This window comes from Plantibacter sp. T3, from assembly GCF_902506515.1.
Classification (GTDB): Bacteria; Actinomycetota; Actinomycetes; order Actinomycetales; family Microbacteriaceae; genus Plantibacter; species Plantibacter auratus.
The window spans coordinates 2,570,754-2,593,111 of sequence record NZ_LR733286.1 but is presented as its reverse complement, the minus strand read 5'-3'; the positions used below and the strand labels follow the sequence as shown (position 1 = coordinate 2,593,111).

Below are 22,358 nucleotides of genomic sequence, written 5' to 3'. Positions count from 1 at the left end.
GATATCGTTGTCGGTCATGGAAGCGACGACGACGGAGCGGGCACCGGAGCCGCGCTCCTCCAGCATCACCGCCGTCCTCGATCACGCCTGGGCGACGTCAGCGTTCACCGCGGCCGACGTCATCACCGCCACCGGGCTGTCACGATCGACGGCGATCACGCTCTCCGATGAACTCATCGGACTGGGTTGGCTGACGGAGCTCGATGACGCCCGTCAGGCCGGTGCCGCCTATCGGAAAGGTCGCCCCGCCCGTCGTTACGAGCTGCGCATCGACGCCGGGATCGTCGTCGGTGTCGACGCCGGAGCCCACTCCATCACCGCCATCGCCGCAGACCTGCGCGGTCGGGAACTCGCGAGGTCGCACCACCCCGTCGATCCGGCGGCCACCGCTCAGGCACGGGTCGACGCCGTCGATGCGGCGATCGACGAGGCCCTGCGGCAGTGCGGCCCGAAGCCGCCGCTCTGCATCGTGCTCGGCGTCCCGGCCCCCATCGATGCACTCGGGCGGTCACCCGAGGGCAACGTCTTCTGGGACCGCATGAACCCTCGGCTCGGTGAGCGCATCCGCGACCACGGCTGCGCGGTCGTCACCGACAACGACGCCAACCTCGCCGCCGTCGCCGAGGGCGCGATCGGCGCCGGCGTCGGCGTCGACTCCTACATCACGGTCGTCACCGGTGAGCGGCTCGGCGCCGGATACGTCGTCGACGGTCGTCTCGTCCGCGGTCGCGGCCGGGCGGGCGAGCTGCACCTCCTCGACCTCGTCGACGGCGTCGGTTCGTCGCGAGGCATCGCCGCACTCCTGCGCGACTGGGGGCGCGAGTACCGCGAGAGCGGCGGGCTCCCGGAGAGCAGCCCGCTCAGCCGCATACCGGTCGCGCAGGTGGATGCGCAGTCGGTCCTCGCTGCGGCGGACCAGGGCGACACGGTCGCGCTCGACCTGGTGCGCCGGATGGGTGATCGCATCGCGCGGATGAGCGCCATCCTGGGTGGGTTGCTCGACGTGGAGCGCATCGTGTTCGCCGGTGGGATCTCCCCGTCGATGTCGCAGCTGCTCGAGGTCGCGTCGGAGCGCATCCCCGGCTACATGAGCGCTGAACCACCCCAGCTCGTCGCGTCGGAACTCGGCGCCGACATGGTGGCGCAAGGTGCTGTCGCGACCGCGATCGACGACGTGCGTCGCAACGCGCTACGGATCGACCTCGCCCGACCAGTACGCTGACGTCGTAGCCAGCCGGAAGGAGCACCATGGCCGATGCGATCGTCCTCGTGTCAGGTGGTGCGGCCGTGACCCCGTTCACGGGTCCGGACCATGCCGCCGGCTCCGGCCTCGCCGCCGGGAACACCCTCACCGCGCTGCGTGCGCACCTGCTCGGGCGGGAGGTTCCGGTCTTCACCGCACCGGCACGGATCGGTGCCGGGGAGGTGCACGAGGACACGGGTTGGCAGGGGTTCGCCGACGTCCCGATCGTGCTGCCCGCCGAGTTGACCGTCAACGCCGTCGGTGGGATCGACGCCGGCGGGACGAGCCTGGCCGCGTTCCTGCGGTGGCTGTCCGACGAACACGGCTTCGCGAGTATCGACCTCGTCGCCCACTCCATGGGCGGTCTCTTCTCTCGTGCCGCGATCCGAGAACTGCGCGGCTCCGGCCCGTCGATCGGCCGGCTCGTCACCCTCGGCACGCCATGGGAGGGATCGCTCCTCGGCGACGTGCTCACCGGTGAGGTCTCGGTCCACGACGCCCACGGCGATGAGGGGACCGCGACGATCCTCGAGCGGTCGAGCGGCTATGCCGCCGAGAACTCACAGGGCGCTGCCGACGAGGTCTCACGCCGGTTCCTGCGCGAGTGGAACACGACGCAGGCCGGCTTCCTCGATGGCGTCGCCGTCACCGCAGTCGGGGCGGGTCATTTCCACACGGCAACCGAGCCGCGACAGCTGTGGCCACACGACGGTCTGGTGGCCCTGAGAAGCGCCCGAGCCGAAGACGTCCCGGTCGACGTCCTCCCACGCGTGGTCCGCCGTTCCTTCGAGGAGGACGTCCACAGCATCTTCTTCGCCGACGCCTTCGACCTCCCATGGGAGCGGGCGCTCACCTGCGATCCCGAGGTCTTCGCCGTGGTCGACGAGGCGCTCACGTCATGAGCCGGCGTCGACGTCCGTGCAAGCGGACCAGCGCTTCGGAATATACCCCGGAGGGGTATCGTTCGGATTGCTGAACGAACCGAAGGAGTGCTCATGAGCGACCACACCCACCACAGTCACGGCCCAGCAGCCGACAATGCGACCTCCTGGCGGATGGCGGCCACCGCCACCCTCCACTGCCTCACCGGTTGTGCCATCGGCGAGGTGCTGGGCATGGTGATCGGCACCGGCCTCGGACTGCACAATCTCGGCACCGTGGTGCTCTCGATCGCACTGGCCTTCGTCTTCGGCTACGCACTCACGATGCGCGGCGTGCTCCGCGCGGGCCTGTCCTGGCGCGCCGCCATCGGTGTCGCGCTGGCCGCGGACACCGTGTCGATCGCGGTCATGGAGATCATCGACAACACCGCGATGCTCGCCATCCCCGGAGCGATGGACGCCGGCCTCACCAGCGGCCTCTTCTGGGGGTCCCTGGTCGCCTCTCTCGCGCTGGCCTTCATCGTCACCACACCGGTCAACCGTTGGCTGATCAGCCGCGGCAAGGGGCACGCCGTCGTCCACGGACTCCACCACTGACGCCATGATGGGCCTCCGACCTCGCGGTCTGCGACTGTCATTCGGACGGCGCGTTGTCGTCGACGGGGCCTGCCTGCTTCATCGTCGGCGGAGGTCTCGCAGTGCCTCCGGCGACGGGGTGAGACTGCCGACGATCTCGCCGAGGCTGCTGATGACCGGGTGACGTCGATGCGAGGGCGCGTCCTGGTGACCACCGTCGAATCGCAGGAACCGCACGTGGAGTGTTTCGGCGATCTCCTCGTCGTGGTTGGTGTCGCCGACCATCAACACGCGCCGGGGATCATGGCCCGAGTCCTCCAACCACGCGGTCACGACGTGCTCCTTCGACGCCGCATAGACATCGGTGATGCCGTGGACGTGTGCGAAATGACCGTGCAGCGAGTGGGGAGCCAGCTGACGCTCGAGGGTGACCTCTGGGGTCGCCGAGATGAGGACCTGCTCGACGCCGAGCACGTCGATCGCCGCAAGGGTCTTGCGCGCTTCGGGTTGGAGCGACGCCGCTCCCACACCGGCCGCGAACAGCGCGAGGTATTCGTCGGCCGCCGTCAGGAAGTCGGCTGCATCGACACCGAGCCGGGCGTAGAAGGCGCGGATCGGGAAGCAGAACACGGCCCGATACGCCTCCTGGTCGGATATCTCGGCAAGACCCCGCTGCCGGAGAACGGTGTTCATCGCGGCAAGCGCCACCTCGACGTCGTCGAGGAGCGTGCCGTTCCAGTCCCAGCACACCGCGTCGATGGTCGTGGATCCGTTCTCGTGCACGAGGTCGAGTCTCACACGGTCGGCTGACATCGGCCGGATCCGTCGAGGCCGGTGGCTCCCGCTCAAGTGGTCCCGATGTCGACCGCCAGTCCCTCCAGGACATCCGCGAGTGCCACGGCACCGGCCTCGGCGTCCGCGTCCTCGGCGTACTCCTCCGGTGAATGGGAGACGCCGGTCGGGTTCCGGACGAAGAGCATCGCGGTCGGCACGTGCGACGCGAGCACTCCCGCATCGTGCCCCGCGCCGGTACCGAGCACGGGCGCGTCCGGCATCATCGTTTCGAGGCGCCCGCGGAGGAACGGGTCGAAGTCGGTCGTGGCGCTGAACGACTCCTCGGTGATCGCGGCCTCGCATCCCTCCTCCGCTGCGACGAGCGACAAGCGTTCGGTGATCCCCGCCACGATCGCGGCGGTCGCGACGTCGTGGGGATGGCGGACGTCGATCCAGAAGTCCACGCTCGACGCGATCACGTTCGTGCCTCCCGGCAACGGGAGCACCCGGCCGACGGTCGCCCGAGCGTCCGGCGTGGCCCGTCCGATCGTGCGGATCTCGGTGATCATCCGCGCAGCCGCGACGAGCGGGTCCCGTCGATCCTGCATGAGGGTCGTCCCCGCATGGTTCCCTTCACCGCGGATCGACACCCGCCACCGTCCATGCCCCAGGATGTTCGAGCCGATCGCGACCGGGCGATCGAGGTCGACCAGCGCCCGACCCTGCTCGACGTGGAGCTCGACGAACGCGTCGATCGCTCCGAGCCCGGCCGGATCGGGCCCCACACCCCGCGGATCGACACCATTGCGTGCGAGGACCTCGGCGAACGTGTCGCCCTCCACGTCGCGCAGGGCCAGCGCCCGCTCCGGACTGATCGCACCGGTGAGGAGCCGTGAGCCGAGGCATGCGACGCCGAAGCGCGAGCCTTCCTCCTCGGGGAAGACGGCGACGACGATCGGCTTGGTCGGCTCGACGCCACGCGAGCGCAGGTGATCGATAGCGACCAGCGCCGATGCGACCCCGAGTGGTCCGTCGTAGGCGCCACCGCCGGGGACCGAGTCGAGATGGCTCCCGGTGACGACCGCACCTGCCGTCGAACGTGACGGCACATGCCACCAGGCGCGGATGACCCCGTTGCCGTCGTTGTCCACGTCGAGGCCACGGCGCTCGGCGTGACCGACGAACCACTCCCGCAGCTCGAGTTCGGCGGTGGAGTAGACAGGCCTCGAGTAGCCTCCCCGACGCTGATCCCGACCGATCCCCGCGATCTCGTCCAGGAGCGAGATCACGGTGTCGCGCGTCACCGGACGGCTGCCAGGCTCGGACGGAACATCGCCGGCACATCGTCTCGCCCCTCGATCAGCGCGAGGGCATAGTCGCCGATGAGCGGGGCGAACTTGGCACCGTGGCCGGAGCAGGGCGCCAGGACCGTGATCCCGTCGACCCGGTCGATGACGAAGTCCTCCGTCGGGGTGTTCGTGAACAGGCAGGTCGTCTCCGCATACGGTTCCGGGACGAGGCTCGGGAGGAACTCGCGGACGTAGGCGACGACCCGTCGGCGGTTGGCGGCGTCGACGACGCCGTCATGATCGGCGGCCGAGGGGATGCGCCTGCCACCGTTGTACTCGGCGACCTTCTGACCACGCCAGTCGGCGTCGCGCCCTCCGGGGAGCCCGTAGACCTGCATCCGCTCGGACTTGTGGATGAAGGTGGGCCACACGGCTCCCGATCGTGCCGGGTCTTCCGCGTCGACGCCGATCCGGTCCCGATACGGGAAGTGGTACGCCTGCTCCTGTCGGACCTCGAGGGCCGGGAACGCATCGAGGAACCCGCCCGGCAGCGCGAGGTCGCCGAGCAGGTCCGGAAGCCAGCCGCCGGCTGCGACGACCACCTGCTCCGCATCGAACGCCCTCCCCCGAGACCCGAGCACCCGGTACCCGGTGGCAGTCCGCTCGACCCGCTCGACCGGCTGATCGTTCAGGACCGTGGCCCCGGCGCGGACGGCGGATTCGAGCATCGCCATCACCGCCTGTTCCGCGTCGATCACGCCGGCTCCCGGATGCCACAGGGTGGGCGTGTCGAAGCCGATGTCCCAACGGGCTCTGGCTTCGTCCCGGGAAAGCAGCTCGTGATCGATGCCGTGCTCGGCCAGCACCGACGCGAGGTGCTCCGGGCGACGGGTCGCACCGAAATCGAGCGCACCCGTCTGCGTGATCAGTGGACGCCCATGCTCCAGGCCGAGCTCGTCCCACCCAGACGCCGCCGCGAGGACGAGACGGGTGTACGACGCCTCCGGGTAGGCATAGCGGAAGATCCGGGCCGATCCGTGGGACGATCCCCACTCGTTGGCCGGGCGACTCCGCTCGAGGACGGTGACGTCGTGCCCGGCCTGGGCCAGGCGCCAGGCCGCCGCAGCACCGGCGAGCCCGGCTCCGATGACGATGACGCCCGTCATGCGCGTGCTTCCAGGTCTTCGTCCTCATAGGCGCGCTCGGCGTGGGCGTGCTCGTCGATCCCGGCGACCTCGTGCTCCTCGGGGATCCGCAGACCGATGGTGATCTGGATCAGCTTCGCGATCACCCAGGTGACGATGAACGAGTAGGCGAGGACCGCGACGGTCGCGATCGTCTGCACGCCGAGCAGTTCGAATCCGCCGCCGTAGAGCAGGCCGGAGCGCCCGTTCGGTGCCGCATCCGTCGCGAACACCCCGATGAGGAGCGTCCCGATGATGCCGCCGACGAGGTGGACCCCGACGACGTCGAGGGAGTCGTCGAACCCGAGCCGGAACTTCCACTCGATGGCGAGGCAGCAGACGACGCCCGCGATGGCCCCGATGATGATGGCACCGATGGGCGAGACGGCGCCGCAGGCGGGGGTGATCGCCACGAGAGCGGCGATGATCCCCGATGCGCTGCCGAGGCTCGTGACCGCTCCGTGGCGGAGCCGGTCGACGATGGACCAGCCGATGAGCCCGGCACAGGCGGCGACGGTGGTGTTGAGGAACACGACGCTCGCCGCATTACCGGCTGCCAGCGCCGAGCCGGCGTTGAAGCCGTACCAACCGATCCAGAGCAACCCGGCGCCGACGAGGACGAGCGGGCGGTTGTGCGGACGGAGCTTGCCACCCCAGTCCTTGCTCTTACCGAGCACCAGGGCCAGTGCGAGCGCCGCGACGCCGGCGTTCATGTGCACGGCCGTCCCGCCGGCGAAGTCGACGGCACCGAGGGTGTTCGCGATCCATCCACCGGTCGCCGTGTCGTTCGAGAAGGCGAACACCCAGTGCGCGACCGGGAAGTACACGAGCGTCGCCCAGAGCCCGGCGAACACCAACCACGCGCCGTACTTCATGCGACCGGCGGCGGCACCGGCGACCAGCGCCGTCGTCACTCCGGCGAACAGCAGTTGGAACGCCGCGAAGAGCGCGAGGGGGATGCCGGCATCGGGGTCGTCGACGAGTGCCTGGTCGAGCCCTGCGAACTCGAACGGGTTCCCGATGAGTCCGAGCCCGCCGACGGAGTCACCGAAGACGAGCGAGTACCCGAAGGCCACCCAGAGCAGCGCGACGAGGCTGGCCCCGCCGAAGCACATGATCATCATGTTGAGGATGCGGCGGGACGAGACCATCCCGCCGTAGAACAGAGCCAGGGCCGGGATCATGAGGGCGACGAGCGCCGAGCTCGTCAGGATCCAGGCGACGTTTCCAGCGTCCACAAATCACTCCATCGTTCGAGGTGCACAGCGGCCGGACGGCCGCGGCGTCGGGTTCGGGTGGAACAGGTGTCGGTGCTCGGTGCCGGTCGGCGGTCAGGCCAGGTCTGGGGCTTCCCAGAGGTTGAGCTTCGTGCCGATCCCCTGCTCGACGGCGTTCTCGTAGATCGTCTTCGCCCAGGCGACGTCCTCGACGCCCATCCCACCGACGCTGAAGAGCACCGGCTGCTCGGGGAACTCGCGCCCGACGGCGTTCCCGGCGAAGACGTCTCCGATGTTGACCACGCGGGACTCGTCGAGTTCGCCGGTCCCGATGAGGTCCTGCCAGTAGAGGCCGATCATCCCGAACGCGGTCTCGTGTGACGGCGCCGGGTACTCCTCGGCCCACGCCTCGTAGATCTTCTTCGCGTCGGCGATGAGGCGGGCCTTGCCGGAGAGGGTGTACTCCTTGTCCATGCGCAGGTTCGCGGGCAGGCTCAGGAAGGCGCCCGGCTTGATCCAGTCGCCATCGATGAACGGGTAGTTCTCCGAGCCGACCAGGCCGGTGACGGCTTCGGAAACGATGTCCGAGTCACGCACGGCGGCCTCGACCGTCTCGGCGATCTCGATCGTCGTGAACTGCGGGTAGTGCTCGCGGACGTAGTCGGCGAACGCCTCGGACGTCGACCGTCGGCGCCCGTGGATGCGGATGGTGTCGAGCGAGGGACGGGCGGTGGTCATGGCGTGCAGGGCGCTCTTGTTCATGGCGCCGGGCCCGATGATGCCGAGCGACTTCGCGTCCAACGGTGCCAGGAGCTTCGCAGCGGCTCCCGGCACGGCAGCGGTGCGGTAGGCGCTCTCGAGGTTGCCGGACATGATCGCGTAGGGCGCACCGGTGTCCTTGTCGTTGAGCACGATGAGGTGGATGGAGCGCGGGAGGCCCCGCTCGCGGTTGTCGACGTTCGAGCCGTACCACTTGACGCCGGCGGTGTCGAAGCGTCCGCCGAGGTAGGCGGGCATCGCCATGAACCGGCGGTCTGCGGCATCGAGTGGCATACCGGGGAACGGTGAGGTGGCGGGGAACCCGATCGGCGCTCCGTGCGAGTTGGCGGTCGGGCCGGCCATCCGGTAGTCACCCTCCGCGACGAGCACCAGCACCTCCTCCATGACCTCCATGCAGTGGGCCATGTCCTTCATGCCGGCGGCGATGACCTCCGGTTCGCTCAGGTAGAGCATGTCGATCCGGGTGTTCGGGGAAGCGTCTGCGGTCACGGGTGGTCCTCCAGGTCGGGGTGTGTGGTCCTCAGCGAACACGGTCGCGATCCTCCTGGTCAAATACCGATTCGAACCTCGATTGAGAGCGTTTCGCTCGCAATCTGGACGAAACAGCGCGGTAATACGAGGGTCGTATCGTCGATGGGATGGAGCTCCGCCAGCTGCGCTACTTCCTCGCCGTCGCCGAGGAGCTCCACTTCGGTCGCGCCGCGCGACGGCTGCACATGTCGCAGCCACCGCTGAGCGTCCAGGTCGCACGACTCGAGCAGGAGGTCGGCACCGCCCTGTTCGACCGTTCGACGAGGCGGGTGGCGCTGACCCCCGCTGGACGGCATCTCCAGGCGCGGGCACGACACATCGTCGAGGAGCTCGACACGGTCCGGGGTGAGATGCGCGACTTCGTCGACGGTCTCGCCGGGGAACTCACCGCGGGGTTTGTGAGTTCGGCCAACTACACGGTCCTCCCCGGCGTCGTGCAGCTGTTCCGGGCGAGCCGCCCCGGGGTGACGCTGCGCCTGGTGCCGTTGACCTCAGGAGAGCAGTTCGACCGGCTCCGCGACGGCACGCTCGACGTCGGGATCGTCCGTGACGAGGTCCCGCAGACGCCGTCCGACAGCTCCCCTGCGCTCACGACCGAGGTCGTCTTCGAGGAGCGTCTCGTTGCGTGCCTCACGGTCGGTCACCCGTTGGCAGGGCGACCCGAGGTCACCGCGGAGGAGCTCATGGACGTCCCGATGATCTCCTACCCGCGGGCGCTCATGCCCGGATTCGTGGACCGGGTCGCGGAGGTCCTCGGCACGTCGAGTCGGACGCAGGTGGTCGAGGAGGTCGTCCATCAGGAGACCGCCCTCGGGTTCGTCGCGGCCGGCGTGGGCACGACGATCCTGCCCGAGTCGGTGCGGCAGCTGGTGCCGCCGTCGATCGTCGTCGTGCCGCTCGCCGGGTCGCCGACGACACGCCTGCTGGCCGCTCGTCAGGAACGGACGGACGAAAGCCCGGTCCACGACGCGTTCATCGCGTGTCTCCGTGACGCGGCCGCACAAATCGGGTGAGGGGCGGCTCGAAGGCCGCCTGGACGCGACGGGTATCCTCGGGAAGGACCGGCTCGGCGAGGCCGGGAACCCGTTCGGCAGCTCGCCACCAGGAGAGGAACGGTATGACGTCACTCGCGTTCGCAGGACAACGGGTCGCATTGGTGACCGGAGCTTCCAGAGGCCTCGGCGCGGGGATCGCCCGGCGACTCGGTGCCGAGGGGTATTTCGTCGCCGTGAACTACCGCTCCGGGGCGGACCAGGCTGCGAAGGTCGTCGAGTCCATCCGCCAGGCCGGCGGTGCCGCCGACGCGTTCAGCGCGGACGTGACGGACGAGGAAGCCGTCGCCTCACTCGTCGAACGCATCACGGGAACCGCGGGTCCGATCGCGGTCCTGGTCGCCAACGCCACCGGGCCGCAACCGACGGTGGCGATCGACGACCTCGACTGGGACGACCACCTCGCCCAGTTGGACTTCTTCGTCAAGAGCCCGACACTGCTGGTGCGGGCGGCCGTCCCGCACATGCGCGAGCACCGGTTCGGCCGGGTCATCCAGATCGGATCCGACATGTTCGAGCGGGCCCTGCCGGGGATGTCCGCCTACGTCGCGGCGAAGGGGGCGCAGCTCGGTCTCACCCGCTCCTGGGCTCGGGAACTCGGACCGTCCGGGATCACCGTGAACCTGGTCGCTCCCGGGTGGATCCCCGTCGAGCGACACGCCGATGCGTCCCCGCAGGAGATCGCCGCCTACCTGGCCGAGGTGCCGATGGGGCGGATGGGCACCATCGACGACATCGCGGAGACCGTCGCCTTCCTCGCCTCGGACAGGGCCGGCTTCATCACCGGCCAGCGGATCACCGTCAACGGCGGCCACACCATCGACTAGGCGGCGCACCTCGCGCGTTCCGCCGCCCGCGATGCCGCTCCGGTGTTCAGGCAGAACCTGGACAAACGGGTCGACCCTGTCCAAGCTGGATCCGATGACCGACACCAGTGACGACTTCACCATCCGACGAGCCACCCCGGACGACGTCCCTCTCCTGCAAGCGTGGAGCTGTGACGAACCCGTCGCCTGGGTCGATCCGGAGCGGCTGACCGCCGAACTCGCGAGTCGGAACTATCGGCCGGAATGGTCGTGGATCGCCGAGCAGGACGGTCGCCCGGTGGCACGAGCACTCTGGTGGGGCAAGGCGGACGCGAACCGGCCCGCCACGCTCGACTGCCTCACCAGCACGGTCGAGGTCGCGGAGCCCGAACGTGTCGGCGCCGCACTCATCCGTGCCGGACTGGACGCCTTCGGCGCGGGTCCCGCACTGGAGTTCAACGTCGACGTCTCCCCTGCGTGGGCGGATGACGCTGCGAGTGTGGAGGCGGTGCGCTGGCGCCACGAGGCTGCTCGCGCGGGTGGGTTCTCGCGCACGACCGAGCGGGTCAGTTTCGCGAGGTCCAGCTCCGATCCGATGCCGGCACGATCGCAGCGCCTTCGTTTCGTCGCCACCCCGGACGACGCGTTCCACGAGCTGTTCGCCCTGGTCGCGACCGGCACCCTCGATGCGCACACGCAGGACATGGTCGCGCGCGAAGGACTCGAGGCGCTCGCGGACGACGACCTGGCGTTCTACCGTTCGCTCCCCGGCGAGCGGGACGCCTGGCGGGTCGCAGAGCTGCTCGACGGGACGATCGCGGGATTCATCGTCCCGACGAGGACGGCGTACGACGCGAGCATCAGTTACCTGGGCGTGCTCCCCGAGCATCGCGGACACGGTTACGTTCACGACCTCCTCGCGGAGATGGTCCACGTCCACCATGGGTCGGGGCAGGACCGGATCGTCGGCACCACGGACGCCGCGAACACCCCGATGCGCGGCGCGTTCGAACGAGCCGGTTTCTCGGTCACGCGCGTTCGGATCGTGCACGAGCAGTAGGTTCGCCCCGGGCTCGGTTCCGACCGTCTCAGTTGAGCACCGCGACACGGTCGACCGCCGCGCTCGTCAGACCCGCGACGACCGCAGCACGCGGACGACCCCGGCGCAGACCGCGAGCCAGATGATCGCTTGCAGGACCGCAGCGACGACGAGTGGCAGCACGAACGACCCGCCTTCGGCGGAGGACAGCCAGAAGGCTTCACCGACCGTGCAGGCGATCCCGACCCCCGAGACCGTCAGGAAGAGGGCGCGCAACGCCACCGACTCCCGACGATCGACGGCGTCCGCCACTTTGGTGGGGGCCTCCGGCTTGCCGGCGGTCTGCGGTGTCGCACCGGACCACGCCGCGATGGAACGGGTCATTCGGTACCCGGAGACCTGCAGCAGGAGCAAAACGATGGCGCTCGGCAACACGAAGACCAGTCCGATGAAAAGCACGATGCCCAGGCTGCCAGCCCCTGCCTCCGCCGAGTACGAATTCAAGACCGTCACGGTCGCCACGGACAGGGTGGCGGAAACGACGAACGTCACGGCGGCGGCGAGGCCGAGGAGCAAGCGCGCAGGTCGCTCGTACTCCCGGAGCAGGACCTCCAGTGCGACGTCGGAGACTTCGGGCTGTCGTCGTCCTTGTTCCGAGGCACTGATCCACGCCCTCGCCTCGGCTCGAAGCAGGAAGGCGTTCCAGGCTGCCGCCGTGGATGACGCGGCCGGCGGCCTCGATGGTGCTCGCCGCCCGGCCGGCTGGCGGGTTCGCTCGGGGTGCATAAGCCGACCTTACGCCGACCGCGGGCCAGGGGAAGGCGACACGGCCGCCCAGAACCGTCCGCACGGCGCGGCCGAGTTCGCCGAAGTCGGGTCCATCGAAGCTGAGCCGGTGATCACGGTCGAGGCTTCAGCCCGTCGAGCATCACCTGCAGGAGGAGGGGCAGGTCTTCGGGAGTACCGAGCCGCACCGCGTGCTCGATTCCGCACACGAGGTGCGACAGGCGATCGACCGTGAGATCGGCGCGGACAGCACCCGCGGCGCGGGCCGCCTCGAGGACGGTCGTGAAGGATTCGAAGATCTCGCGTTTGACGTTCCGCACGGAGTCGGCCTCGTCCTCCGGCGAGAGGAGCACCGTCTGCAGACCGCCGTCCTCGAGCTGCAGCCTGAGTGCCGAACCGAGGTAGAGCGCCAGCCCATCGCCCGGATCCGGCTCGGCTGCGGCACGCCGAGAGGTATCGAGCATCGCGTCGAGCGCGTCGGCTGACAGCGCTTCGATGAGTGCGTGGACCGTCGGGAAGTGCCGGTAGACGGTTCCGACCCCGACCCCGGCCTCGCGGGCGACGTCGTTGAGTCGAAGCGTCGCGCGGTCGTGGGTCCGGGCGACATCGAGGATGTTCGCCCGGCTACGAGCTGCGTCGGAACGGAGAGTGGCCATAGGACCACTCTACGCCAAACGGATGGCCTATCCGCTTGTGCTATGGTCCAAACGGATAGATCATCCGCTTAAGAAGTGAGGAAAATATGACCTGGGACCCCACCCGCTTGCCAGACCAGACCGGACGAACCATCGTCGTGACCGGTTCCACCGCCGGAATCGGGTACTTCGCCGCAGAGCAGCTCGCTGCCGCTGGCGCGGACGTCGTGCTCGCCTCCCGATCGCATGACAAGCTGCGGCGGGCCGCCACCTCCATTCGAAGCCGAGTCCCGCAGGCCCGGGTCCGCCACGTGGCACTCGAGCTCGGCTCGCTCACCGCCGTCGACGAGGCAGCTGCCGAACTCGCCCTGCTTCCCCGTCTCGACGCCGTCCTGCTCAACGGCGGTGCGATGAGCATGAACCGACGCGAGCTGACTGCGGATGGATTGCCCCTCCTGCTCGGCACCCATGTGGCCGCCAATGCCCGACTGCTGGCCAGGTTGCTCCCGACATTGGTCGCCACGGCCGTGGATCATGGCACGGTGGCTCGAGTCGTCCACACCTCGACCGGGTTCGTCCAACTGCTGCGTGTCGGCGTTGACGACCTCCGCCAGGTGCCCGCGATCGGGGTCGTGGCCTACACCAAGGCCAAGACCGCGACGGAGGTGTTCGCCTTCGAGCTTGACCGCAGGCTCCGAGCGGCCGGACTGCCCGCCGCATCGGTCGTTACCCGGCCCGGTGTCGGCGTCGACGCGAAGACTCCGGAGCGACCTGGCGTCCGCGACGACACGACTCCATATCAGCGGAATCCCTACACGCCTTGGGCACAAGGGAAGGACACCGCCGCTTGGTCCGCGGTCAGGGCGCTCACGGATCCCGAAGTCCGGGGCGGCGAGTACTTCTCGCCGGTCGGCCGACTTCGGGGCGCTCCCGTCGCCATCGTTCCGCCGGCCAGGACTGCCACGCCGGCGGGCGACGCGGCGTCGTCCCTCTGGCGGCAGGTCGAGGAGCTCGCTGGCGTACCCATCGACGTCGGAGCCTGACGCGAGGCGAGCCCGGTGCCCGCCTCGTCGAGCCGGCACGTTCGGTGGGATGAGCCCGACCTGATGCGGTGCGTGTCATCTCATTGGGCATCGATGAAGGTACGGAGCGCCTCGACCCACTGCTCATGCGCATCGAGATGCGCATCGTGCGATGCGCCGCTGAGATCGACGCGCCGGACGCGCCTGCCTCGGCCTACGAATGCCGACTTCTGTTCCTCGGTGAACATTCCTCCGTCTGCGTAGACCATGAGGGTGGGCACCTCGATGCTCTCCCACTCGCGCCAGCGAGGCTCCCGGACCGCCTCGATCGTCGTCTGCATGACGTCCGCGTCGAAACGTGGGACCAAACCGTCGACTGTCTCCTCCAGATCCTCGACCCAGGCACGTTCGAGCGGCCCGTCACCGAGCTCCGCCGCCGCTTCCGATCGGTTTGCGAACGGGACGTCCCACGACCGGAAGAAGTCGCCGATGGCTCGGTGTTCCTCCACCGTGCCGCTCCCCTGGTTCCCTTCGAGCATGACCAGCGCGCGAACGAGGTCTGGCCTGTCGGCAGCCAGGAGCATCGCGGTGTGCGCGCCCATCGACTGCCCGATGACGATCACCGGTTCTGATGTCTCGGCTTCGATCACCCGTGCGACATCCGAGACGTACGCCGCCCGAGAGGTGTCCGTCGGCCGCCTCGTACTCTCCCCGTGGCCGCGCTGGTCGATGAGGACGACCGATCGTCCGGCGAGCGCTCGAGCCGTTGGAAGGAACTCCCGACTGCTTCCGGCGAGTCCGTGGAGGATGACCGCCGCCGGCTCGGAACCCTCGAACACGGTGTACGAGATCATGACCCCGTCGTCGACGATCAGCTGCTTCCGTGTCGAGACCATCAGTCCAGCCTAGGAGGCGTTCGTGCGCAGCCAGGCCGGGAGCGGCCACCGCTAGCCTTACGTCATGCAACGCAGGGGTGTGGGCACATGACGATCGACGATCTTCTCGCGGAATCAGACGACGGATGGTCTCGTAAACCACGGACCGTGCGTCAGGTGCTGGGAACGCTCGGGGTAGCCATCGGCTGTATGGCCGGCTTCGTCGTCCTCGTCGTCGCGCTACTGGGGTCGTTTCAAGGCAGCTACAGCTCGTTCCTCGAAGGTGACGTGTCCGTCTGCGGCTACGCAGGCGTGGATTCGGTCTGCCAGCAGGAGCTGCGGGAGCAGGTGCGCACCACGATGCACATTCCGCTCGCCGAGGACGTCCGCGTCGAGAAGCTGCGTCGCTACGGGTTCCCCGATCCGATCTATCAGGCCCGGTTGTCGTTCCCGAGCGCCGCCGATGCGAGGGCTGCCGGTTACACCCTGCTGGAGGTGAGACCGAGCGGCTCAGCCATCGTCGTCGTGAAGGCGAACGGCTGACTCCTGACCCATCCTTGCTCGACGGCCGGCGGCGCCGCCGTCACCAGGCCGCGAGCATCCGGTCGGCCGTGCGGAGCGACAACGCCATCTGCGCGAGGCCCGGGTTCGCGGAGAGCGCGCTCGGGAACGTGGAGTTGTCGCAGATCCACAGGTTGTCGATGTCGTGCGATCGACCCTCTCCGTCGACCACGCCGTCACTCGGATCGTCGCTCATCCGGCACGTGCCGAGCGTGTGTGCCGTGCGCGCCAGCACCCTGGTACTCCGCGCACCGGCCGCCGTGAGGATGTCCGTCATCGTGCGGATGGCGTGGCGGTCGATGGCCCGCTCGTTGTCGCCGGGCGAGAACGAGATGGTCGCACGCGGCAGACCCCACTCGTCCTCCTCCGACGAGAGCTCGAGCCGATTGCCGTCGGCGGGCAGACACTCGGCGTTCATCCCGATGCCGGCGTTGTACCGTGACGCGTCGAGCTCGTCGACAAGCTCAGTGCCCCAGAGACCGCCGCCGCGCACGAGGGTGGTCGCATAGTTGAACGGCATGACGCCGAGGCTCTGGAGCAGATACCCTCCGGCGAAGTCAGCACCGTCAGGGCGGACGAAGTCCTCGGTGATGAGCGCCGAGGGGTAGCCGCGGTAGCCGCGGATCTGCTCGTCGAACCGTCCCCACACCTGCACCGCACCATGGGCGAGGAAGTTCCGTCCGACCTGACCGCTGGCGTTCGCGAGGTCGTTGTGCAGCAGGAGCCGAGGAGTCTCCACCCCGCCGCCGGCCAACACGAGCACCTCGCAGCGCTGCCGCTTGTCGACGCCGTCCTGGCGATAGACGACGCCCGTCACCCGACCGCGGGCATCCCGTTCGATGGTGTGCACGACGGCGTCCGGACGGATCTCCGCTCCCGCCGCGACCGCAGCAGGCAGGTAGGTGATGGCGGTCGTCGCCTTTGCACCGTGGCGCTCGCCCTGGTGGATCGAGCCGACGTTCGTCGTGGCGCGTCGCAGGCCGTGGTGCGGCTGATCGCGGTCGCGGGTGATGATCGCGGCGGGAGCGTCGGTCGCACGGATACCGAGCGACTCGGCGCCCTTCGCCATGAGGTCCGCCGGGGCGTTCCGCTTCGGCGGCGCGTACAGGTAGGTGCGCGACGGGTCCCACGGATACGGCGTCGGACCGGACACACCGATGGTCGCCTCGACCTCCTCGACGTAGCGGGTGAACTCCGCATGATCGACGGGCCAGTCACGGCCGAGGCCGGTCTCGCTGCGCAGACGCAGGTCGCGTGCGTCCGGACGGGGCGTGAACGCGCCCCAGTGGACGGTGCCACCGCCGACGCCGAACCCGCTGTTGTTCGGACCGAACGCCGTCGGAGCGTCTCCACCGCTGAACCGGCTGGACATCCAGTTGATCGTCGTCGCGTCGACCTCGTCCGGCGTGGACTCCGCGGGGTCGTGATTCGGCCCGGCCTCGAGCGCGACGACGCGCAACCCCGCCTCAGCGAGTCGCGCGAGCAGTGGCGCACCACCTGCACCGGTACCGACCACCACGACATCGACGCTGTCATCGAGCTCATAGGTCTTCATCGCGTCCAGGTTCACGCTGCGTCCTCCTGCTGCTGTGCGGGTGTGGGGGCGGGCGCGGCGCCGAGGTCGGAGGGCTCCCAATCGTCCCGGGTGTCGGCACCGAGCTCGCGGTAACCGGCGAAGTCGACGTCCTCAGCGCCGGTCGCGAACCCGTCGTAGCCGACGCGGGCCAACGACGCGGGGTGGATGAGCCACTCCCGCGTGACGTCCACACGCAGGTCCTCGAACCAGCGCCCGAGATCGTCTCCGTCGATGGTGCCCCCTGGAACGCCCTGGCCGTCGATCACGGCGCGGATCAGCGCCTCCTGACCGTCGGTCGAATCCGGCCAGGCGACTCGGAGGTCGTCCAGCCCGGCGCGGTACGCCTCGTCGTCCGTGAGTCCTCCGACCGGCCGCCATCCGTCGCCACCACCTGCGGCGAGGTCGGCGTCGACCCGCGCGGCGAGGTCGATCCGCCCACCCGCCGGCTGCGGAACCAGGTGATCGGCGACGGCGCGGAGCAGGTCCAGCTGTTCCACGCTCAGCACACGGGGCCGATACCGGGGGTCGTCCGGTAAGGCGCGTCGTGCCAGCGCACTCCGCACCCGCGGCGTGGTCCGCGGGGACGCGATGACGAGCCCCCATTCAGCGGGGACGATCGCACTGTGCGCGACGATCTCGTCCCACAGCTCGGTGATCGCGCGCGCCACCTCGACCGGACGCTCGGAGGAGAGCAGATGCCCGGCTCCAGCGAGCGACACGAATCGTGCGCGGGGGTAGACGTCCGAGAGCAGCTCCGGCTGCACTGCGGCTCCGAGCGCATCGTCCTGGTCTCCGGCGAGCACGGTGCAGGGAAGGTCGAGGGTGCCGACGGAGGACGCGATGTCCTCCACGCTGCCCTGCTCGAGCCAGCGGCGCCAAGCGACGGGCGACATGGCCCGCACGGACGCCACTGCGGCGGCCTGCAGCTCGGCCGGCAGGGGTGCACCCACGTTGTCGTCGACGAAGGTCTGCGCGTCCGCCTCGGCGATGGGCCCGTCCTCGACCCAGGTGAGCATCTGGTGGCGCTTGGCGTCCGGCATCGGCTCGGGCGTTGGCGGTGACGGCGCGAGGAGCACGACACCGAGGAGGCCGAAGACGGGGACGTCGCCGTCGCGGACCCGGGCGGCGATCCCGGCGGCGACCTTGCCGCCCATGCTGTGGGCACACAGCATCCAGGGTCCGCCGTCGGCCTGCTCCGCGATCACGGCGAGAGCAGCGTCGACCTGCGACTCGACCGAGCCGTCCGGCGCGTCGGCCGTGTCGCCCTGGCCGGGCAGCTCGACGGCGATTATCCGGAGCCGAGCGTCGAGCTCACGAGCCACCGGTGCGATCGCGGCGTCGTCGAGGCCCAGCCCGGGGAGGAAGAAGACCGTGCACGCAGCCGCGGTCACGGGGTGACCATGCCGCCGTTGACGTTCAACGTGGCCCCGGAGACGTAGCCGGACTCCGCCGAGGCGAGGTAGACGTACGCCGGCGCGAGCTCAGCCGGCTGTCCGGCACGTTGGTACGTGTTCTCGTCGTCGAAGGACTGCATCTGCTCGTCGGAGACGCCGTCGGAGACCTGCAATGCGGTCCACACGGGGCCGGGAGCGACCACGTTCACGCGGATCCCGCGCGAGGCGAGCTGCAGCGCGAGCCCCTTCGAGAGGTTGTTGATCGCGGCCTTCGTCGCCGCGTAGTCGAGCCGGTCGGGTGACGGCTTGTACGCCTCGAGCGACGCCGTGTTCACGATGCTCGCGCCCTCGCCCAGGTGCGCGAGCGCCGCCTTGGTGATCCAGAAGTTCGCGAACACGTTCGTCCGGAAGGTCTCCTCGAACTGCTCATCGCTGAGATCTTCCACCCGGTCGACCGCGATCTGCTTGCCCGCGTTGTTGACGAGGACGTCCAGGCCTCCGAGGAAGTCCGCGGCCTCCGCGACGAGCCGACGGCACTGGTCGGCGTGCGAGATGTCGGCGACGATCGCCTTGCCTCGGCGCCCTGCGTCGGCGATGAGCGACAGCACGTGCTCGGCGTCCTCGTGCTCACCCGGGAGGTGAGCGATGACGACGTCCGCGCCTTCGCGAGCGAACGCGATCGCTGTTGCCGCACCGATCCCGGAGTCGCCACCCGTGATGAGCGCCTTCCGACCGTTCAGGCGTCCGCTGCCCCGGTAGCTCGCTTCGCCGAGGTCGGGAACGGGGGTCATCCTGGCCTGCACGCCGGGCTCCGGCTGATGCTGCAGTGGTGGCTCGACCCGGTCGTACTGGGTCACGGGGTTGGTCAGGTCGTACTGGTCGCGCGGAGACATGACGACCACGCTAAACGAGACGCAGGCCGCAACCGGTGGGGTTGCACTCAGCGCGTCCGGTGGTGCAGACGTCCGACGGAGGCCGGCGTTCGGGCCGCGTGATCCATGCGTGGAGCGCGTCGTCGCCGATCGGGTCAACAGAACGATGAGGGTCCGCCCCAGCCGCCGACCCAGGCCGCCACCCGCGGGTCTGGCCGGAGCTGGTGGACGCCGTCGGCGACGAGCTGCTGCGTCTCGAAGGCATCGGGACTGCCCCAGCGTTCCTCACGCCGCGCGGCCCGCCGGGATCGCACGCGGCCGAGCGACGCGCCGTCCGGGTCGACGAGCTCGACGGTGCCCACGTCTCCGGTGCCGAGGCGCGCGACGAGATCGACGATCCACGTCGGGTCGAGGATCACGACCGGACGGTCGAGCTCCCACGTCACTCGGGCGTCGACTCCGGCTACTTCACCCAGGACGCGCGGGTCTGCCCCGAGCTCCTCAGCTCCGCCGTCCTCGAGGACGAACCGAGCCTGCGGGAAGGCGGTGAACAGCGAGTCCGCCGCGACGAACCGAGCGGCCGCCGTGTGGGCGCCCCGCAACCGCACGACGAGATCCACCCTGTCCGACCAGAGCGCTCGTGGCGCTGACCCCGACACGGGGATCGACGTGAGGAGCCGCATGGTCTGGGCGTTCGCGCGGTCCACGCCTGAGCCGTCGCGCTCAGCCCATTCGGGGCCGTCGTGCCAGGCCACCGCGGCCGGGACGTGGGCGAAGACCGCTCCCGCCTGCCACATGCGGTGCGCCCACTCCCAGTCCTCCCCACCGTAGGAGGTGAAGGACTCGTCGAATCCGCCGAACTCGTCGAACATGCTCCGCGAGCATGCGAGGGCCGCGCCGATCATGAATCGATAGGAGCGGTCGTCCGCGTCGCGCAGATCCCGACTGCGCGCGTACTCCTCGGCGAGCCACGCCGGCTCGGCGAGCTCACGGCCGGCAGCCGCCTCGACGACCGGTGTCTCCGGGGCGACCCCGGCGAAATCGGCGTGGCGACGCCGCCCCACCGTGACCGCCTCGGGCAGCAGGGCGGGCAGCCGCGTGAGCGCGCGCACGTACCCCGGCTCGGGGACCGTGTCGGCATCGAGGAAGCACAACACCTCGCCTCTGCTCGCCCGCACGCCCAGGTTGCGGACGGCGGCAAGCCGGAACCCCTGGTCCTCCTGCCGGACGAGGATCACGTCGTCCGGAACCGACACGTCACCCGGGGATCCGTCGTCGGCGACGATCACCTCCAGGAGGTGACGCGGGTAGTCCTGCGCGGCGAGGGCGTGCAGGGTCCGGAGTAGCTCACCGGGCTGGTCGTAGTGCGCGACGATCACCGAGACGCGTGGCAACGGATCAGGATGGACGTCGTCGAGCGTGTCCCATCGGTTGCCGACGACCCACGGCTGCGCACTCCCAGTCACGCGTTGCGCCACACGGAGAACAGGGCTGCGAGCCGATCGACGGCGGCGACGACGAATGCGGGGTGGGACGCATACCAATCGGTGTGGGCGGCGCGCACCTCGGCGTCGTCGACCTCGACGCCTTCGAGGATCCAGTGGTCGCGGGGCTCGTCCGTCAACGACCAGGCGTCGACGACCTCGGGTGCGATGGGCGCGCGCACCACGTTGAGCAGGGGGCGTCCGGGGTCGGTGACGCCACCAAGTGCCCCCAGGGCGTCGAGGACCCGGGCGCCGAGCGGCAGCCAGATCGCGTTCCCCGGGTGGTTGACGGTGCGCGCGTGGTCGGCGGTGACCGAGTCGAAGAGGTCGGAGACCGGCACGTCGGTCGCGGCCTCGCGTCTCCGCAGTTCTTCGACGGAGGCGCGGCCGATCGCGCGCACGGCGTCCGGCTGGAGCGCAGACGCGACGGGGAGGCCTGCGGCGGCCGCGAGCGTCCGGACGTCGTGGTACGCCACGATCGGCGGGTTCTCCTCGACGCCGGGGACCCGGACGGCGGCCTGGAACGGATGCAAGCCTCCGAACCGCACCGGCGTCACCGTCAGCACACGGCCGCTCGTGGAGGCTGCCACCTGACGCGTGCCGAGCGGCAGACCGTGGTAATCGTCACGCACCGGCTGCGATACGACCGTGTGCGCGGCGCCGACGACGTCGTGCAACCGTCGCGCGTCCTCGGGGGTCATCTCATGCACGGCAGGCACGCGCACGAACCTGCGGTCCGGTGCATCCATGACGGTGCGCAGGGATTCCGCCTGGCAGTTGCCGAGCACCACCCCGAAGTCCGTCGGCAACGGCGCGAGTCCGTAGAACTCCGCGTAGTGCCTGCGGCGTGCCTCCACCGGCGACCCGGCGGGCGCAGCGGTCGTACCCGGTTCCAGGGTGTGGCTCATGCCTCGACGGTATACCGTCGCCGTGCGTGGCGTGTTCCAGCCACATCGGGGTTGCGCCGGGAAGCCGCGGTCTGCCATCAGCGCCGGGCATGCGGGTCTGCACCGCGCTCGATCGGGGTGGCGCTGCTCGCCTGGCGGCACGGCGCGGCCTCATGACGGCGGTGACGGTCTGCAAGAATGGGCACATGTCGTCCGCCCGCTCGACCCGCACCCTTCGTGGTGTGGTCGCCGCGGCGTTCTCGACCTTCGTCGCACTCCTGTCGCACGTCGCCGGCGGCGGCTCGATGCCCGGCGTCCTCGGTGTCGTCGTGCCACTCGTGCTCTCGACCGTCGTCTGCGTCCTGCTCGCAGGCAGACGGCTGTCGATCGTCCGTCTGTCCGTCTCCGTCGCGGTGAGTCAGGTCCTGTTCCACACGCTCTTCGTCCTCGGCACCGCCCAGGGCACCACCTCGATGGCGACGCCGAGCGGACACCTCTCCCACGGATCACCGGTGATCCTCGACACGTCGTCGATGCCGATGATGCACGACGGGCACGGCGGTGCCGGCATGTGGTTCGCCCACCTCGTCGCCGGCCTCGTGACCATCGCCGCGCTCCATCGAGCCGAGACACTGCTGTCGACGGCCGGTACCATCAGGGAGTTCGTCCTCGCACGGCTGGTGCCCGCGGTCCTCGCGGCCCTGGCGTCGCCGGTGCTGCCCGCGCGGGTGTTGCCGCAGCATTGCGTGCCGATCCGGCGCCCACTCGGCGTGTATCCGGAGACGACCGCCTTGCGCGGGCCTCCGGCGCTGTCCTTCCTCTGAGATCACGGCATGACCTCACTGAGCTGCGCGCTCGGTCGATGGTCACCGCTGCGTGCGCGTAGGACGCTTC

22 protein-coding genes are annotated in these 22,358 nt (G+C 69.6%); 9 read left to right on the top strand and 13 right to left on the bottom strand.

Annotated elements, in window-relative coordinates; translation table 11 throughout:
• Positions 1-16: 16 nt before the first annotated feature.
• The 3 genes from GV015_RS12395 to GV015_RS12385 all read left to right on the top strand — a co-directional run bounded on the left by GV015_RS12395 (position 17) and on the right by GV015_RS12385 (position 2,721).
• The gene (locus GV015_RS12395) at positions 17-1,222 is read left to right on the top strand and encodes an ROK family protein (protein WP_159878627.1); all 1,206 of its coding nucleotides are present in this window, start codon (positions 17-19) and stop codon (positions 1,220-1,222) included.
• Between the two features lie 26 nt (positions 1,223-1,248).
• Entirely contained in the window at positions 1,249-2,145 is an 897-nt protein-coding gene (locus GV015_RS12390) for a triacylglycerol lipase (protein ID WP_159878625.1), read from the top strand.
• 93 nt (positions 2,146-2,238) lie between these two features.
• Positions 2,239-2,721 carry a DUF4396 domain-containing protein gene (locus tag GV015_RS12385; RefSeq protein ID WP_159878623.1) on the top strand — a complete coding sequence of 161 codons (483 nt, stop codon included), beginning with the start codon at positions 2,239-2,241 and terminating at the stop codon, positions 2,719-2,721.
• 78 nt (positions 2,722-2,799) lie between these two features.
• Here the strand turns inward: GV015_RS12385 and GV015_RS12380 are convergent, their stop codons facing one another.
• The 5 genes from GV015_RS12380 to GV015_RS12360 form a co-directional block, all read right to left on the bottom strand.
• Positions 2,800-3,513, bottom strand: coding sequence for an HAD family hydrolase (locus GV015_RS12380; RefSeq protein ID WP_159878621.1), 714 nt, complete (start codon positions 3,511-3,513; stop codon positions 2,800-2,802).
• A gap of 32 nt (positions 3,514-3,545) precedes the next feature.
• Positions 3,546-4,778 (bottom strand): allantoate amidohydrolase, encoded by a 1,233-nt coding sequence (locus tag GV015_RS12375; protein WP_159878619.1) that lies wholly within the window; start codon positions 4,776-4,778, stop codon positions 3,546-3,548.
• Complete coding sequence (locus GV015_RS12370) at positions 4,775-5,929, bottom strand: FAD-dependent oxidoreductase (RefSeq protein ID WP_159878617.1); 1,155 nt, start codon at positions 5,927-5,929, stop codon at positions 4,775-4,777. Before GV015_RS12370 ends, GV015_RS12375 begins: the two co-directional genes overlap by 4 nt.
• Positions 5,926-7,185 (bottom strand): ammonium transporter, encoded by a 1,260-nt coding sequence (locus GV015_RS12365; protein ID WP_159878615.1) that lies wholly within the window; start codon positions 7,183-7,185, stop codon positions 5,926-5,928. Before GV015_RS12365 ends, GV015_RS12370 begins: the two co-directional genes overlap by 4 nt.
• Before the next feature lie 93 nt (positions 7,186-7,278).
• The gene (locus tag GV015_RS12360) at positions 7,279-8,433 is read right to left on the bottom strand and encodes a tyramine oxidase subunit B (protein WP_236555438.1); all 1,155 of its coding nucleotides are present in this window, start codon (positions 8,431-8,433) and stop codon (positions 7,279-7,281) included.
• A gap of 149 nt (positions 8,434-8,582) precedes the next feature.
• Between GV015_RS12360 and GV015_RS12355 the strand changes: the two genes are divergently transcribed.
• The 3 genes from GV015_RS12355 (at position 8,583) to GV015_RS12345 (ending at position 11,393) form a co-directional block, all read left to right on the top strand.
• Positions 8,583-9,488 carry a LysR family transcriptional regulator gene (locus GV015_RS12355; RefSeq protein ID WP_159878613.1) on the top strand — a complete coding sequence of 302 codons (906 nt, stop codon included), beginning with the start codon at positions 8,583-8,585 and terminating at the stop codon, positions 9,486-9,488.
• A 104-nt stretch (positions 9,489-9,592) separates the two neighbouring features.
• The gene (locus GV015_RS12350) at positions 9,593-10,354 is read left to right on the top strand and encodes an SDR family NAD(P)-dependent oxidoreductase (RefSeq protein WP_159878611.1); all 762 of its coding nucleotides are present in this window, start codon (positions 9,593-9,595) and stop codon (positions 10,352-10,354) included.
• Positions 10,355-10,448: 94 nt separating this feature from the next.
• A complete protein-coding gene (locus GV015_RS12345; RefSeq protein ID WP_159878609.1) occupies positions 10,449-11,393 on the top strand; it encodes a GNAT family N-acetyltransferase in 945 nt (314 codons plus the stop codon).
• 66 nt (positions 11,394-11,459) lie between these two features.
• Here GV015_RS12345 and GV015_RS12340 read toward each other — a convergent pair whose 3' ends face one another.
• Together GV015_RS12340 and GV015_RS12335 are read right to left on the bottom strand one after the other, a co-directional pair.
• A complete protein-coding gene (locus tag GV015_RS12340; protein ID WP_137241764.1) occupies positions 11,460-12,158 on the bottom strand; it encodes a hypothetical protein in 699 nt (232 codons plus the stop codon).
• Between the two features lie 113 nt (positions 12,159-12,271).
• Entirely contained in the window at positions 12,272-12,814 is a 543-nt protein-coding gene (locus GV015_RS12335) for a TetR/AcrR family transcriptional regulator (RefSeq protein ID WP_159878607.1), read from the bottom strand.
• A gap of 137 nt (positions 12,815-12,951) precedes the next feature.
• Here GV015_RS12335 and GV015_RS12330 point away from each other — a divergent pair, with 137 nt between their 5' ends.
• Positions 12,952-13,836, top strand: a complete 885-nt coding sequence (locus tag GV015_RS12330) for an SDR family NAD(P)-dependent oxidoreductase (RefSeq protein ID WP_236555437.1) — start codon at positions 12,952-12,954, stop codon at positions 13,834-13,836.
• An 80-nt stretch (positions 13,837-13,916) separates the two neighbouring features.
• Here the strand turns inward: GV015_RS12330 and GV015_RS12325 are convergent, their stop codons facing one another.
• Positions 13,917-14,669, bottom strand: a complete 753-nt coding sequence (locus GV015_RS12325; RefSeq protein ID WP_236555576.1) for an alpha/beta fold hydrolase — start codon at positions 14,667-14,669, stop codon at positions 13,917-13,919.
• Positions 14,670-14,798: 129 nt separating this feature from the next.
• Between GV015_RS12325 and GV015_RS12320 the strand changes: the two genes are divergently transcribed.
• Positions 14,799-15,233 (top strand): hypothetical protein, encoded by a 435-nt coding sequence (locus GV015_RS12320; protein ID WP_159878600.1) that lies wholly within the window; start codon positions 14,799-14,801, stop codon positions 15,231-15,233.
• Positions 15,234-15,273: 40 nt separating this feature from the next.
• Here the strand turns inward: GV015_RS12320 and GV015_RS12315 are convergent, their stop codons facing one another.
• The 5 genes from GV015_RS12315 to GV015_RS12295 form a co-directional block, all read right to left on the bottom strand.
• Entirely contained in the window at positions 15,274-16,821 is a 1,548-nt protein-coding gene (locus GV015_RS12315; RefSeq protein ID WP_236555436.1) for a GMC family oxidoreductase, read from the bottom strand.
• On the bottom strand, positions 16,818-18,218 hold the full coding sequence (locus GV015_RS12310; protein ID WP_159878598.1) for an alpha/beta fold hydrolase: 1,401 nt from the start codon (positions 18,216-18,218) through the stop codon (positions 16,818-16,820). The genes GV015_RS12315 and GV015_RS12310 overlap by 4 nt, the downstream gene beginning before the upstream one ends.
• A complete protein-coding gene (locus GV015_RS12305; RefSeq protein ID WP_159878596.1) occupies positions 18,215-19,114 on the bottom strand; it encodes an SDR family oxidoreductase in 900 nt (299 codons plus the stop codon). The genes GV015_RS12310 and GV015_RS12305 overlap by 4 nt, the downstream gene beginning before the upstream one ends.
• 134 nt (positions 19,115-19,248) lie before the next feature.
• Positions 19,249-20,559, bottom strand: coding sequence for a glycosyltransferase family 2 protein (locus tag GV015_RS12300; protein ID WP_236555435.1), 1,311 nt, complete (start codon positions 20,557-20,559; stop codon positions 19,249-19,251).
• Positions 20,556-21,485: a WcbI family polysaccharide biosynthesis putative acetyltransferase gene (locus tag GV015_RS12295; protein ID WP_159878592.1), complete on the bottom strand. Its 930-nt coding sequence runs from the start codon at positions 21,483-21,485 to the stop codon at positions 20,556-20,558. Before GV015_RS12295 ends, GV015_RS12300 begins: the two co-directional genes overlap by 4 nt.
• A gap of 185 nt (positions 21,486-21,670) precedes the next feature.
• Between GV015_RS12295 and GV015_RS12290 the strand changes: the two genes are divergently transcribed.
• A complete protein-coding gene (locus tag GV015_RS12290; RefSeq protein WP_159878590.1) occupies positions 21,671-22,288 on the top strand; it encodes a hypothetical protein in 618 nt (205 codons plus the stop codon).
• Positions 22,289-22,358 lie beyond the last annotated feature (70 nt).

What these genes read in the sequence shown, in the direction of transcription:
- GV015_RS12335 (WP_159878607.1), bottom strand. Translation starts at nt 12,814, where the DNA reads ATGGCCACTCTCCGTTCCGACGCAGCTCGTAGCCGGGCGAACATCCTC.
- GV015_RS12325 (WP_236555576.1), bottom strand. Translation starts at nt 14,669, where the DNA reads ATGATCTCGTACACCGTGTTCGAGGGTTCCGAGCCGGCGGCGGTCATC.
- GV015_RS12380 (WP_159878621.1), bottom strand. Translation starts at nt 3,513, where the DNA reads ATGTCAGCCGACCGTGTGAGACTCGACCTCGTGCACGAGAACGGATCC.
- GV015_RS12320 (WP_159878600.1), top strand. Translation starts at nt 14,799, where the DNA reads ATGACGATCGACGATCTTCTCGCGGAATCAGACGACGGATGGTCTCGT.
- GV015_RS12305 (WP_159878596.1), bottom strand. Translation starts at nt 19,114, where the DNA reads ATGTCTCCGCGCGACCAGTACGACCTGACCAACCCCGTGACCCAGTAC.
- GV015_RS12385 (WP_159878623.1), top strand. Translation starts at nt 2,239, where the DNA reads ATGAGCGACCACACCCACCACAGTCACGGCCCAGCAGCCGACAATGCG.
- GV015_RS12290 (WP_159878590.1), top strand. Translation starts at nt 21,671, where the DNA reads ATGTCGTCCGCCCGCTCGACCCGCACCCTTCGTGGTGTGGTCGCCGCG.
- GV015_RS12370 (WP_159878617.1), bottom strand. Translation starts at nt 5,929, where the DNA reads ATGACGGGCGTCATCGTCATCGGAGCCGGGCTCGCCGGTGCTGCGGCG.
- GV015_RS12395 (WP_159878627.1), top strand. Translation starts at nt 17, where the DNA reads ATGGAAGCGACGACGACGGAGCGGGCACCGGAGCCGCGCTCCTCCAGC.
- GV015_RS12295 (WP_159878592.1), bottom strand. Translation starts at nt 21,485, where the DNA reads ATGAGCCACACCCTGGAACCGGGTACGACCGCTGCGCCCGCCGGGTCG.
- GV015_RS12390 (WP_159878625.1), top strand. Translation starts at nt 1,249, where the DNA reads ATGGCCGATGCGATCGTCCTCGTGTCAGGTGGTGCGGCCGTGACCCCG.
- GV015_RS12350 (WP_159878611.1), top strand. Translation starts at nt 9,593, where the DNA reads ATGACGTCACTCGCGTTCGCAGGACAACGGGTCGCATTGGTGACCGGA.
- GV015_RS12355 (WP_159878613.1), top strand. Translation starts at nt 8,583, where the DNA reads ATGGAGCTCCGCCAGCTGCGCTACTTCCTCGCCGTCGCCGAGGAGCTC.
- GV015_RS12345 (WP_159878609.1), top strand. Translation starts at nt 10,449, where the DNA reads ATGACCGACACCAGTGACGACTTCACCATCCGACGAGCCACCCCGGAC.
- GV015_RS12340 (WP_137241764.1), bottom strand. Translation starts at nt 12,158, where the DNA reads ATGCACCCCGAGCGAACCCGCCAGCCGGCCGGGCGGCGAGCACCATCG.